The sequence below is a fragment of the Amphibacillus indicireducens genome (assembly GCF_039539605.1).
GTDB lineage: Bacteria > Bacillota > Bacilli > Bacillales > Amphibacillaceae > Amphibacillus > Amphibacillus indicireducens.
Window position 1 is genome coordinate 24,226 of the sequence record NZ_BAABDL010000043.1, and the last position, 12,817, is coordinate 37,042.

The window sequence follows — 12,817 nt, forward strand, 5'->3', positions numbered from 1 at the left end:
GGTGTGATCTCTAACGAATAGAAACTAATCATCAGAAATCGGCGGAAAACGACTGTGAAGTACAATGAATAACTTTTTACGATCTGATAATTGATAGATTGAATAGGGGTAGGATCGATTGAGGTGATGGGATGTTATTGAGTTTAGCTTTATTATTGATTGTTGGGTTTGTGGCGATGAAAATCGTCAGCTATTTCCGCTTGCCGGGTTTAATAGGTCTGTTGATCGTTGGAGCTCTACTGGGTCCTCACGTGCTTGGCTTGCTGGATCAAAATCTACTACTCGTGTCACAGGATCTCCGGCAATTTGCGTTAATCATTATTTTAATCCGGGCGGGTCTGGGCTTACAGTGGCAACAACTAAAAAAAGTCGGTCGCTCGGCACTAAAAATCAGTCTGATCCCCTGTTTGCTAGAGGGGGTTACCGTGATGCTTGTCAGCCACCTCCTACTCGATTTCACACTAATAGAAGGAGGCATGCTCGGGTTTATTTTAGCAGCTGTTTCACCAGCGGTCGTTGTGCCAAGCATGATCGAGTTAGAAGAGTCAGGTTATGGAACAAACAAAGGGATTCCAACACTACTATTAGCCGGCACGTCAATTGATGATGTGTTTGCGATTACCATATTTAGTTTCTTTTTTGCATCAGCGACAGGTGTCGAACAGAGCATATTATCCGTCTTAGCCAAAATTCCTTATTCAATTATCGGGGGAATCATCGGCGGGATTATTGTAGCACTACTCATGCTACCGCTGATCCGCTCAAAACACATCACTCTAAAACACACTGAGCTCCTGCTAATCTTGCTCACATTCGCAACATTATACTTTTACATAGGCGAATCGCTCCAGCTAGCCAGTTTATTAGGCGTGATGGTGCTAGGTTTTGTGATTTTAGATCGTGCACCTGCTCAGGCAAAAATTTTCTCGCGTCAACTGGCGGCGATCTGGGTGTTTGCGCAAATTATTTTGTTTGCACTTGTGGGGGCTGAGGTTAATATTAAGGTTGCGATTGAAGCCGGGTTGATCGGACTTGTGATTATTTTTATTGGATTGATCGCACGCAGCGTTGGTGTTTGGCTCGCGACGGCTCGGTCAAACTTCACATATAAGGAGCGTCTTTTTTGTATGATTGCCTATTTACCAAAAGCGACGGTTCAAGCAGCGATCGGTTCATTACCGCTGGCCGCGGGTCTACAGTCTGGTGGGATCATCTTGGCAATTGCCGTCTTATCAATTGTTGTGACAGCTCCATTAGGCGCGATCGGAATTAGACTTGCTGCACCACATCTGCTCACCCAAAAATAGTTCAGCAATTTTTGATAAAAGAACTAACGGTTTTGATTGAGTTGGTTTATAATGGTTTAAAGATGGAGGGATGGTTATGTTTTTATATGAGATTGAGCCTGGTTTGGCGTTGAAGCCTTTGGAGTTAGGTGATGTAGAGGATTTGTTTACGTTGATTGATCAGTCGCGTGGGCATTTGCGATCGTATTTGGCGTTTGTTGATTTAACGAAAGCTATCGAGGATACGAGATCGTTTGTTGAGAAGGCGGTTCGTGATAATGCGGATCGGAAGGCGTTTACGGTGGTTATTATGGTTGATGATAAAGTGGCCGGATTGGTTGGATTTAATCAGATTAATTGGTCAAATAAAAATGCTGAGATTGGTTATTGGCTCGGTGAGTCTTTTGTTCGAAGAGGTGTGATGACGAAGGCTGTGCGGGTGTTGGTTGATCATGCGTTTGAACGGATGGATTTGAATCGTGTGGAGATTCGGGCGGCAACGGGCAATCTGGCGAGTCGTGGGGTTGCGGAAAAGTTAGCTTTTGTCCATGAGGGGACGATTCGAGAGAAGGAATGGGTCAACGATCGTTTTGTTGATCATGAGATTTATGGTATGTTAAAGAGAGATTGGCAGATGAACTAAAGAGAAAGTTGGAATAGAATGAAAAAGCAGACGTTTCAAGTTGAAAAGGAGACGGAATTGTTACCGTTTTTGCTAGCTAATATTGATCGAGGTCGGAATCATGTTAAGGGTGTGCTCAAGCGTGGGCAGATTCTAGTTGATGGTAAGTCGGAGACGAAGTTTAATGCTGTGTTGTTGCCGGGGCAACAGGTTGATGTGCTCAGTGAGGCGCCGTTGATTGATGCGTTGAAGGGTATTGAGATTCTGTTTGAAGATGATGATTTAATCGTTGTTAATAAAGAAGCGGGTCTCTTGACGATGGCTTCGCAACGGAATGATCATCAGCGCACGGCATATCGTGAATTGACGGCGTATGTGAAGCAGCAGAATCCAAAAGGACGGATTTTTATTGTCCACCGATTGGATCGTGATACATCGGGTGTTGTTGTTTTTGCAAAAAATGAACACACGAAATTTGCGTTACAAAAAGGTTGGCATGATGTTGTGGAGGAGCGGAGTTACCTTGCTTACGTTGAGGGTAAGGTTGAGAAGGAAGAGGCAACGCTCACGTCTTGGTTGAAAGAGACAAAGACGCATCAAGTGTACACGACGCCACATGCGGAAGGTGCTAAGAAGGCAGTTCTTCATTATAAAGTTGTCAGAACGGGTTCGCAGTTTTCATTGTTGAAGGTTGAGTTGGAGACGGGGCGTAAAAATCAGATTCGGGTTCAGTTGGCGGAAATCAATCATCCGATTGTTGGTGACAAGCGTTATGGCGCAACTGGAAATCCAATTGGTCGACTCGGATTACATGCATCGGTGTTGTCGTTTAAGCATCCGACAACTAAGCAACTTGTTCGGTTTGAAGCGCCGAGACCGAAGCAATTTAAGGTGAAGTAAGATGTATGTTTCGATTGCTGCAGCGGCTGAGTATTTAGAGATTTCAGAGCAAGAAGTGCGCCAATTAATTTTTGAACGCAAAATTCGTGCTGTCCATGATGGCGATCAGTATTTAGTCAATACGAGTCAATTTGATACGCACTTTAAACAGTTAGAAAACTATCGGGCGCTTGTTGATGAGATTCTCTCCGAGTCGATTCCTGAAAGCCCCGATGTAAAAGATGAAGATTAACTAAAATCACCTACTATTTGTATAGAGGGTGATTTTTTGTTAGATTTTGATTCCTTTTTTTTGAAGTTTACACGCGATCGCGGGTAAATCTCAAATATCGCGTGCAAATCCCAAAATTCGCGTGTAAAATTCAAATATCGCGTGCAAATCCCAGAATTCACGTGTAAATCTTAAATTTCGCGTATAAAACAAAATTAGAAACGTTTTATCTGTATGTTCACACTTAATTAACTGCATCAGAACGTAAGAACTGGCTACAGCTAGTTCTATCTAACCCAATCTCCGTCTTAGTACTGAGATGAAATAATTCCCAAGTTGGTATATTTTTTAGAAAATTCAGGTTATAATGGATTTACCAATTTGTTAGGGGTGAATAAATGGAGCCAATTGTAAGTGTTGAAAATGTTAAGAAAACCTACAAAAAGCGAAAAGAGGATACTGTTGTTAAAGCGGTCGATGATGTGTCTTTTCAAGTACATAAGGGAGAAATCGTTGGTTTGCTCGGTCCAAATGGTGCGGGTAAAACAACGACGATTAAGATGATTTGTGGTTTGTTGAAAATGGATGAAGGCAAAATTATCGTTAATGGTCTGGATAATGACAAGCATCGACTGAAAGCACTGAATCATATTAGCGCTGTTTTAGAAGGGAACAGGAACCTCTATTGGCGCCTCACCGTAAGAGAAAACCTTGAATATTTTGCTGGAAATCGAGGTAAGTCAAAAAAACAAGTTCAAGGTCAAATTAAATACTTATTGCAGCTCTTTCACTTAGAGGATAAAGAAAATGAACTCGTTAATCGCTTGTCACGTGGGATGCAACAAAAGCTCGCAATCGCAGTTGCAATGCTCGCTGACACTGAAATTATCCTCCTCGATGAACCAACGCTCGGTCTTGATGTCGAGACGAGCTATGAGGTCCGTGATATTCTCAAACAGATTGTTGAAAAAGAAAACCGCACGATCATCATTAGCTCGCATGATATGGGTGTGATTCAGGCTGTTTGCGAACGGGTGATTATTATTAATCACGGCAAAGTCGTTACTGACAATCGTGTTGAAGAGCTAATGGAATTATTTAATGCCCGCCAATACACAATCACGTTGGGGGAGTTTTTAACGGAAGAGCAATTAACGCAAATGACAGCTTGCTTTCCGAACTTCGAGTATGACTCAGAACAGGCTAAGCCGAAGCTGACAGTTGAGTTGTTGAGTGCTGAGCAGATTTATCAGGTGTTTGATATTCTTAAACAAAACGAAACACCAGTCGAAAATATTGATCGCAATACGATTAATTTTGAACAAGTGTTCATGGAAATTATTAAGGAGGATAGCGACTATGCAAACGATCCGTCTGTTTCAAGCGAACTTTCGTAAACAATTAGTCGAAATGAAACGTTATGCACCAAATGCGATCGCGCAATTTATGACGATCTATATTATTTTCATCGGCATGTTTTATGGACTTCAGTTGATCGGCAGCCCAGAAAGTCAAGCTGTCACCGTTCAATATACAATTGTCAGTTATATTTTTTGGTACTTATCATTGAATATTGTCAATGGAATGGGTTATGAAATTGCCAGTGAAGCCACGCGCGGAACCTTTGAACAATTGGGAATGTCGCCGAGTGGTATCTGGAGAATTCTTACGGTTCGCCTGCTCGCAAGTAGTTTACTGAATTCAATCGCGATCATTGCCTTACTGTATTTATCGATGCTGACCACCGGTGAATGGTTAAATCTCGATTTTATTTCAATCCTACCAATCTTCATTTTAACCTGTGCTAGTATGTTTGGCTTGTCTTTTATTATCGCAGGCTTAACGATTGTCTTAAAACAAATCCAAGCTTTTTTACAGGTTTTTCAATTTATATTAGCCGGGCTTACGTTTATTAGTCTAACAACGCCGATTTATCAACTAATATTGCCATTCACAAAAGGCTTGCAAATGATCCGAGCAATCATGATTGAAAATTATCATATTACTGATTTTAGTTACCTAGACTTTGTGATTTTAATTGTCAATGCACTGCTTTATCTTGGCATCGGTCTTACACTCTACTTATCTTGCGAACGATACGCCAGACAAAAAGGCTTACTCGGACAATATTAAACAATTTTTTATCAAAAATTCTCCTCACTTGTTATGAGAAATGATTCACGATAGAATAGTAATCAGAAAAGAGGGAGTACAATGACAAATCGAAAAGTAGATTTAATTAAGCAACTTGTCGGGATTCCGAGTCCATCGGGAAACACTGGAAAAGTGATTCAGTTTGTTGAAAAATATTTTCAAGACTTAGGTGTTGCAACGAAGCGGAACCGTAAAGGGGGCTTGATCGCGACATTACCAGGTGAGAATAATCAGGAGCACCGAATGTTGACAGCACACGTCGATACACTTGGTGCAATGGTAAAAGAAATTAAGCCGAACGGGCGCTTAAAGTTGGATTTAATCGGTGGCTTTCGTTATAACTCAATTGAAGGTGAGTATTGCGAGATCGAGACGGCGGCTGGTGAGATTCATACTGGAACGATTTTAATGCGTCAAACATCTGTCCATGTTTATCAAGATGCTGGGTCAGCTGAGCGTAATCAAGATAATATGGAAGTAAGGATTGATGCGAAAGTTGGCTCTGCCGACGAGGTGAGAGCACTTGGGATTGAAGTCGGTGATTTTGTTTCGTTCGATCCTCGGGTTGAAGAAACAGCAAATGGATTTATCAAATCCCGTCACTTAGATGATAAAGCGAGTGTGGCAATTTTGATGGAAGTTGTTCGTCAAATGGTTGAGGACAATGTTAAATTACCATACACTACGCACTTTTTAATTTCAAATAATGAAGAAATCGGTTATGGTGGTAACTCAAATATTAGCCCAGAAACAGTTGAATATTTGGCGGTAGATATGGGGGCGATGGGTGACGGTCAATCAACGGATGAGTATACGGTCTCGATCTGCGTCAAAGATGCGAGTGGCCCGTATCACTATGGATTGCGCAAGCATTTGGTTTCGCTCGCTGAAGAGAATCAGATCAAATATAAAGTCGATATCTACCCGTATTACGGCTCAGATGCATCTGCTGCGATTCGCTCGGGTCATGATATTATTCATGGGTTAATTGGTCCTGGCATTGATTCATCACACGCGTTTGAACGGACACACGTCGATTCACTTGAAGAGACAGAAAAGTTGATTAAAAAGTATTTGATGTCTGATTTGATTTCATACTAACTAATAAAACGAGCGGTCACTGTAATTTTACAGTAACCGCTCGTTTTTGCTTAAAAATGATCTGCCGGTGTAATATAAGTTTGTTGTACTGGAATGAAAGCTTCAAGTTGCTCAATTGCTTCGAGGTCACCTTGAATTAGCCCAAGATGATACAGTTCAAGCGGACGTTTGTAACCGAGAAAGAGCATTGTCAACATTTGAATGCTCACTTTGATGTCACTTTCGTTTTGATCGATTTTAGCTACATCCACACCTGAAGCAGAGCTTGTCAGCTGATAAGTCCCACTATTTTCTGCAAAAAATCCATCTTCGACAGTGATTGAAATTGACTTGTTTGGTACCTTATTATTAAATGGAAACTTCCTCAAAAATCCAAGCACATCAGCAATTCGCCCCATATAATAGTGATTGACTTTTTGTTCAAAGGTGGGATGGTTTAAGAGAAGTGCCAATTGATCATTCTCTGGTACGGTCAGCTCAACCTGTTCAACACTGGCATCATGATTACTGATAAATTCAAGTAACAATTTCTGACCATTTAATGAACTGTAGGCATAATCTTTAATTGTAAATCGACTGTCTTTCACGTGATAGATCACGTAGCCTTCTGGTTCACCTGTATCAGAGTAAGCAACGGCAATTTGCTTCGCATTCTTTAAAATTCTTTCCCGCCACCATTTTTCAGTTCGATTAAGCATCCCAGTATAATTTTTTGCAAAAGATTGATAAATGTGATCTAGGAAAGCTGGGTCTGGTTTGACTCGTCTTAAATAACCATTTGCCTGCCAATCTTGCTTAAAATAACTGATTGGGATTTGATATTCTTTATTGGTAAAAATAAGCTCCCAACCAAGCTTCCGATAAAACGGAAATGAAAAAGGCGAGAGGAATGAAACGGTTTGACCATTTTTGCACATCTCTGCTAATGAATGGTGTAGGAGCTTTTTGATCATTCCTTGCCTGCGATATTCTGGCCATGTCGCAACAGCAGCAATTCCACCCATCTCAAATAACTGACCATTAATATACGTTGACAATGGAATAACGTGCACTTTCGCAGCTAGCTGATCATCCATGATCCATCCCAAAATCTGAGCATCGCTTTTTTTGTTTATCTCAGCTAATTGTTCCTGTTCAGTTAATTCGTATTGAAAAGCAAATTGGTTCATCGCAACAATTTCTTCATTGTATGATTTGTCTAGCAGTTTAATTTCATTCAAAATAACCCCTCCAAACGCAATGTTGTATTCTATCATGTTAGCTTATTTGTGTAACTATGAAAAGGAAAAATAAAAACAAAACAAACAGTAAGTGAACGCTTTTACAGATTAATCGTTATTTAAAAGCAGCCTTAAGGAAGCCAGCTTATATCTGGTTACAAAAAATAAAAGGAACGGGTACTTCTTAACTAGCATCAACACTGTTACTCTTGCTTAATTGTAAACATTATCCAAATGCATAGAACCACCTTTAATTGGGCATTTACTTTTTTGAGCTGTTAGAAAAATATGAAATCTGAAAATTATGACTATATTTACACAACCCTAGTGAAGCTGATTTATTATATAAAGATAGATTATTCGTATTAAAAAAGTACCTTTCTAAATTTAGCTTAGTATAGATACTTTCATTTGTCAAATTAAGCGAGACAAAGTTTCATTGTTCACATGTTTCATAAAACACTCAATTGGTGTTTGATAATTTAATGATTTTCTAGGAATGTTGTTTCTTCTAGAAGCGACGCTTGAAATAAATGTTTGTGTCACTGAGTTAAAGTCCATCTCCTTTGGTAGTCCATCTTTTCGGAGGAGACCGTTTGAGTTTTCGTTCAAAGCCCTTTGTGAAGGGGTTCCTGGATCTGCAAAATAAATATCAAGGTCCTGATCATTGCTGATGCTTTTCCAGTTTGAAAATTCTTTTCCACAGTCAAAGATAATGGATTTAAACAAGTGTTTCGGTATGCCTTGAAACCAATCGTTTAACGCTGTTTCAATGTCACGAGCCTTTCTGCCTTTAGGCTTAATCGCAATAATACATTTGCTCATGCGTTCGACCAAAGTGATGACAGCACTCTTGTGATGCCTACCAACAATGGTGTCTCCTTCTAGATGCCCAAACTCTTTTTGATAATTTGGGTGTTCTTGATTTCGGTCATCAATGCCACGTTTGAAAGCTTGCTTACCCCTTTTTTCTTGGTGACCATTGGGTTTTCTTTTGCCCTTCATTGGTAGTTTGTTTTGATTGAAGATACCTTTTTCAAACAGTCGATAAAGTGTTTTCATGCCACAAGAGATGGTCTTTTCTTTTCTACCAATGATGACATCTGGAGTCCAACCTTCAGCTACTTTTTGATTGATATGTTCCATTTCATCTTGAGTTAACTGAATTGGCTTACGTCCACATTTTTGTTTGTTTTTCTTGTAATCTAAGTAAATTTCAATGGCTGTTTTGCCATCTTTAAGTTGCCTAATGACTCGATAAATGGCCTCATGACCTCTGTTAAGTTTTTCGGCGATCTGGCGACCTTTAAGACCGATTGAATAATATTCCTCTATGAATATAAGTTCTGTTTTGGTAAGATGGGTGTATGACATGTTTGATGCACTCTCCTTAGCTTTGGTAGGTTAATTTGAGTGTATCACAACATGTCATTTTTTTGTCTCGCTTAATTATACAATCGGCGTAGTTTAATAATAGCATAGAATAGATTTTAATTGTGTTTTGCAGATTTCTACTTCATAACATTTGTTAAAGAAGACATTAAAAAAAGACTGAAATAGCTCAGTCTTTTTTATTGCAGTGCAACTGTCAGTTAGACTCCCACTGATTGAAGTTTCACTTTATTCTGCAAACTGACTTTGATAAAGTTGACTGTAAAAACCACCTTGTTTTAGTAACTCATGATGGTTTCCTTGTTCGATAATTTGTCCATTATCCATAACTAAGATACGATCAGCATCTTGAATTGTCGACAAACGGTGAGCAATAACAAAACTTGTCCGCCCCTTCATTAAACGATCCATTGCTTTTTGAATTAAAATTTCTAATCGTGTATCAACAGAACTGGTTGCTTCATCTAAAATCAAAATTTTCGGATCAGATAATAAGGCACGAGCGATCGTTAATAATTGCTTCTGACCTTGAGAAATATTTGAGGACTCTTGATTGAGTTGCATGTCATATCCGCCTGGCAATGTTCGAATGAAATGATCGACATTCGTTACTTTTGCAGCTTCAATTATCTCTTCATCCGTCGCATTTAAGTTTCCAAAGCGAAGGTTTTCTTTGATCGTACCTTCAAAGAGCCACGTATCTTGCAGTACCATCCCAAATTGAGAATGATATTGTTGGCGCGGTAAAGACCTGATATCCATTCCATCAATCATTATTTTCCCTTGATCAATATCGTAAAATCTCATCAGCAAATTAATCATGGTTGTTTTTCCAGCACCTGTTGGTCCAACAATTGCGATTGTTTCACCTGGCGTTACATTAACATTAAAGTTTTGGATTAATGGTTTTTCTGGATCATAACTAAAAGATACGTTATCAAATGATACTTCCCCAGTGACCGGTCTGTCGATTGTTTGTGAATACGCCTGAGTCTCTTCTTCCACATCAAGCAATTCATAGACACGATTAATCGCAGCTGCTGCACTTTGAATTAATCCAGAAAGTTGAGACAGCATTTGCATTGGCTGGTTGATTTGCCATACATATTGTGTAAATGCCTGCAAGTTACCAATAGTCAATCGACCTGCTAACGTTAAAAGTCCTCCAAATAACGCAATAACAACATATGCACTATGTGCAACAAATGTAATCAGTGGTCGAATTAAACCAGATGTAAAACTTGCTTTAAAACCAACAGCATTTAATTTAGCAGTAATTGTCCGGAACTCTTCACTTGAATGATGCTCTCGGCCATACAGCTTAATTTCATTAAATCCAGTTAAGTTTTCTTGAACAAAGCCATTCATCCGCCCTAAAACATCCGCTTGTTGTTTAAAGTGAATTTGTGATTTTCCAATAATGAATTTAGCAATATAACCTGATAAAGGAATGACAACAAACATAATTAAAGCAAATTGCCACTGAATCCAAAGCATCATAGCAATAACAAATATTAATTGTAAGATCGCATTAAATACTTGTAGTAGTGAAACTTGAAAAGCATTAGCGATTGTATCCACATCATTCGTAATTCGATTTAAAATATTCCCAAATTGGTGTCGATCAAAATATGAAATAGGTAAACGATTCATTTTATTTGTAATATCGGCGCGTAAATCAAACGTCATGTTTTGAACAGCTTCTGTCATATAATAGTTTGAGCCAAAAGCAGACACTTGGTTAATTAGGCCTCGAACAAAATAAATAATAATTATTGTATAAATATATGAGTAATTTAATCCAGCACTTGGTACACCTTTGATCATATCTAAAACATTAGAAGAGATTTCAGTAATAATTAAACCAAAAATAAATGGTTCAAGTACATTCGTAATGACCTGAGTAAAAACTAGAAACAGAGCAGTAAATGTGCGACCCTTATAATTTCTTAAATATGGCCAAATCCGCTTGAAACTTCCAACCATCGATTGATTGTTTTTAATTGTTTCATCATTATTCATCGAAATTCCCCTCCTGTTCTTCTTTTAGTTGTGACTTAGCAATCGCTTGATAGATTGAATTGTTTTCCATTAATTCTTCATGTGTTCCGCGACCTTTAATTTTCCCTTCTTCAAGGACAATAATTTGATCGGCATTTCTAATACTAGAAATGCGTTGGGCAACAATAATGACTGTTGATTCACCCGTTACCTCTTTTAGACGGCGCCTCACTTCTGCATCTGTTCTATAATCTAATGCAGAAAAGCTGTCATCAAACACATAAATATCTGGCTGTTTGACGATTGCTCTTGCAATCGATAAACGTTGTTTTTGTCCACCGGATAAGTTACTTCCACCCTCACTTAAATAAGAGTGATATTCTTCTTCCATTCGTTCAATAAATTCACGTGCTTGAGCGACATCTGATGCTTTAACTAATTCAACATCTGTTGCATCATCTTTTCCAAAACGTAAGTTATCACCTATCGTTCCGGTAAAAAGTAATGCACGTTGTGGGATAAAACCAATTTTATTTCTTAACGCATCTAAATCATAATCACGTACATCTACCCCATCAATGACAATACGCCCAAAAGTCACGTCAAAAAATCGTGGAATTAATTGCACTAAAGTCGACTTTCCACTTCCAGTACTACCAATAAACGCAATAATTTCACCCGGTTTTGCTTTAAAACTAATATCATGAAGCACAGGGTTTTCTGTCTCACCAGGGTATGCAAAAGATACGTCATTAAACTCGATGTAACCATGAGTTTTTGTTTCGGTAATTCCGTTTGGTTTACTTGTAATTGAAATTGGCATGTCATTTACTTCTTTTAATCGATTTGCTGAAACATTTGCACGTGGATACATCATAAATATTTGTGAAAACATTAAAACAGAAAACAACGCATGAAAAGCGTATTCAACAAAAGCAACCAATGTTCCCACTTGCATTTCTCCAGCACCAATTGGATCTAGTGAAAATATGAAAATAAATGTTATCACGACAGCCATAACGTGATAGAAAATGGGCATAGCTGAGCCCATCAATTTGTGTAAAGATTGTGCAGTATTTGCATAATCTCTATTCACGCCCGAAAACTTTTCTTCTTGATACTCTTCCCTTGAAAAGGCTCGAATCACTCGTAATCCCGTCAGATTCTCTCTTGAATAAGTATTTAATTTGTCTAATAATTTTTGCATTTTATCAGACAATGGTCCAGATTTTTTAGCAATCCAATAAATTACCAATAAGATCACTGGTAAAGCAGCAGCTAAAATCCATGATAGTGAAGGGCTCGTTTGAATAATTAAAATAATACTACCAATAAACATCAATGGTGTATTAAACCCAATCCTAAGAACCATCTCTACAAATTGTAAAATAACAAATGCATCATTGGTAATTCGAGTAACTAATGAAGAAACACCTATTTTTTCATATTCCTCATGTGAAAATTCACTAATTTTATCGTATAAATCATTTCGAATGTCTCTAGTCGTTTCATTTGTTAAACGACTAGATGCATAAGTTAAGATTATGTTGCCAACCAAACCGAATATAATAACAACTCCCATGATCGCAACTAAAAAATACAATCGCCCTGTGTCTTGACTTACGAGTACATCATTAATAATCAGGGCCAAAATAGTTGGTAAACCTAAGTTGACAATCACAAAACAAATCGCTCCAAATAAACTCAAAAATAATAACTTCTTGTGTCTTTTAACGTAATTCCAAACATATAACACTAAAAGACCTCCTTCTATAAAAAATTAAACCACTGCGAAAGCAGCGGCACCCATTCAAACATTTTATCATTTACAATTATATAGTCAAGAAACTTACTTATATATTAGCTATGAAGAGTAAATTTATTTAAATGCATATTACTTGCTCAAACTGTGAGTTAAATTTTACCATCT

Annotated in this window: 11 protein-coding genes; 7 read left to right on the forward strand and 4 right to left on the reverse strand. The window is 38.3% G+C overall.

The features are described 5' to 3' along the window. The first annotated feature begins 131 nt into the window (after positions 1-131). The 7 genes from ABD814_RS04025 (at position 132) to ABD814_RS04055 (ending at position 6,274) form a co-directional block, all read left to right on the forward strand. Positions 132-1,307, forward strand: a complete 1,176-nt coding sequence (locus tag ABD814_RS04025) for a cation:proton antiporter domain-containing protein (RefSeq protein ID WP_344910577.1) — start codon at positions 132-134, stop codon at positions 1,305-1,307. A gap of 76 nt (positions 1,308-1,383) precedes the next feature. Beyond that, positions 1,384-1,929, forward strand: a complete 546-nt coding sequence (locus tag ABD814_RS04030; RefSeq protein ID WP_344910579.1) for a GNAT family N-acetyltransferase — start codon at positions 1,384-1,386, stop codon at positions 1,927-1,929. Between the two features lie 18 nt (positions 1,930-1,947). Next, positions 1,948-2,808 (forward strand): RluA family pseudouridine synthase, encoded by an 861-nt coding sequence (locus ABD814_RS04035; protein WP_344910581.1) that lies wholly within the window; start codon positions 1,948-1,950, stop codon positions 2,806-2,808. Between the two features lies 1 nt (position 2,809). Further along, positions 2,810-3,040 carry an excisionase family DNA-binding protein gene (locus ABD814_RS04040; protein ID WP_344910583.1) on the forward strand — a complete coding sequence of 77 codons (231 nt, stop codon included), beginning with the start codon at positions 2,810-2,812 and terminating at the stop codon, positions 3,038-3,040. A 377-nt stretch (positions 3,041-3,417) separates the two neighbouring features. Then, positions 3,418-4,416: an ABC transporter ATP-binding protein gene (locus tag ABD814_RS04045; protein WP_344910585.1), complete on the forward strand. Its 999-nt coding sequence runs from the start codon at positions 3,418-3,420 to the stop codon at positions 4,414-4,416. Beyond that, positions 4,379-5,152 (forward strand): ABC transporter permease, encoded by a 774-nt coding sequence (locus ABD814_RS04050; protein WP_344910587.1) that lies wholly within the window; start codon positions 4,379-4,381, stop codon positions 5,150-5,152. Before ABD814_RS04045 ends, ABD814_RS04050 begins: the two co-directional genes overlap by 38 nt. A gap of 81 nt (positions 5,153-5,233) precedes the next feature. Further along, the gene (locus tag ABD814_RS04055; RefSeq protein WP_344910590.1) at positions 5,234-6,274 is read left to right on the forward strand and encodes a M42 family metallopeptidase; all 1,041 of its coding nucleotides are present in this window, start codon (positions 5,234-5,236) and stop codon (positions 6,272-6,274) included. A 50-nt stretch (positions 6,275-6,324) separates the two neighbouring features. Here the strand turns inward: ABD814_RS04055 and ABD814_RS04060 are convergent, their stop codons facing one another. The 4 genes from ABD814_RS04060 to ABD814_RS04075 all read right to left on the reverse strand — a co-directional run bounded on the left by ABD814_RS04060 (position 6,325) and on the right by ABD814_RS04075 (position 12,643). Continuing rightward, complete coding sequence (locus ABD814_RS04060; protein WP_344910592.1) at positions 6,325-7,494, reverse strand: GNAT family N-acetyltransferase; 1,170 nt, start codon at positions 7,492-7,494, stop codon at positions 6,325-6,327. Positions 7,495-7,908: 414 nt separating this feature from the next. After that, positions 7,909-8,868 (reverse strand): IS30 family transposase, encoded by a 960-nt coding sequence (locus ABD814_RS04065; protein ID WP_344910594.1) that lies wholly within the window; start codon positions 8,866-8,868, stop codon positions 7,909-7,911. A 246-nt stretch (positions 8,869-9,114) separates the two neighbouring features. Further along, positions 9,115-10,908 (reverse strand): ABC transporter ATP-binding protein, encoded by a 1,794-nt coding sequence (locus tag ABD814_RS04070; protein ID WP_344910596.1) that lies wholly within the window; start codon positions 10,906-10,908, stop codon positions 9,115-9,117. Further along, positions 10,901-12,643 (reverse strand): ABC transporter ATP-binding protein, encoded by a 1,743-nt coding sequence (locus tag ABD814_RS04075; RefSeq protein ID WP_344910597.1) that lies wholly within the window; start codon positions 12,641-12,643, stop codon positions 10,901-10,903. The genes ABD814_RS04070 and ABD814_RS04075 overlap by 8 nt, the downstream gene beginning before the upstream one ends. Between the last annotated feature and the right edge of the window lie 174 nt (positions 12,644-12,817).

What these genes read in the sequence shown, in the direction of transcription:
- ABD814_RS04025 (WP_344910577.1), top strand. Translation starts at nt 132, where the DNA reads ATGTTATTGAGTTTAGCTTTATTATTGATTGTTGGGTTTGTGGCGATG.
- ABD814_RS04030 (WP_344910579.1), top strand. Translation starts at nt 1,384, where the DNA reads ATGTTTTTATATGAGATTGAGCCTGGTTTGGCGTTGAAGCCTTTGGAG.
- ABD814_RS04035 (WP_344910581.1), top strand. Translation starts at nt 1,948, where the DNA reads ATGAAAAAGCAGACGTTTCAAGTTGAAAAGGAGACGGAATTGTTACCG.
- ABD814_RS04040 (WP_344910583.1), top strand. Translation starts at nt 2,810, where the DNA reads ATGTATGTTTCGATTGCTGCAGCGGCTGAGTATTTAGAGATTTCAGAG.
- ABD814_RS04045 (WP_344910585.1), top strand. Translation starts at nt 3,418, where the DNA reads ATGGAGCCAATTGTAAGTGTTGAAAATGTTAAGAAAACCTACAAAAAG.
- ABD814_RS04050 (WP_344910587.1), top strand. Translation starts at nt 4,379, where the DNA reads ATGCAAACGATCCGTCTGTTTCAAGCGAACTTTCGTAAACAATTAGTC.
- ABD814_RS04055 (WP_344910590.1), top strand. Translation starts at nt 5,234, where the DNA reads ATGACAAATCGAAAAGTAGATTTAATTAAGCAACTTGTCGGGATTCCG.
- ABD814_RS04065 (WP_344910594.1), bottom strand. Translation starts at nt 8,868, where the DNA reads ATGTCATACACCCATCTTACCAAAACAGAACTTATATTCATAGAGGAA.
- ABD814_RS04070 (WP_344910596.1), bottom strand. Translation starts at nt 10,908, where the DNA reads ATGAATAATGATGAAACAATTAAAAACAATCAATCGATGGTTGGAAGT.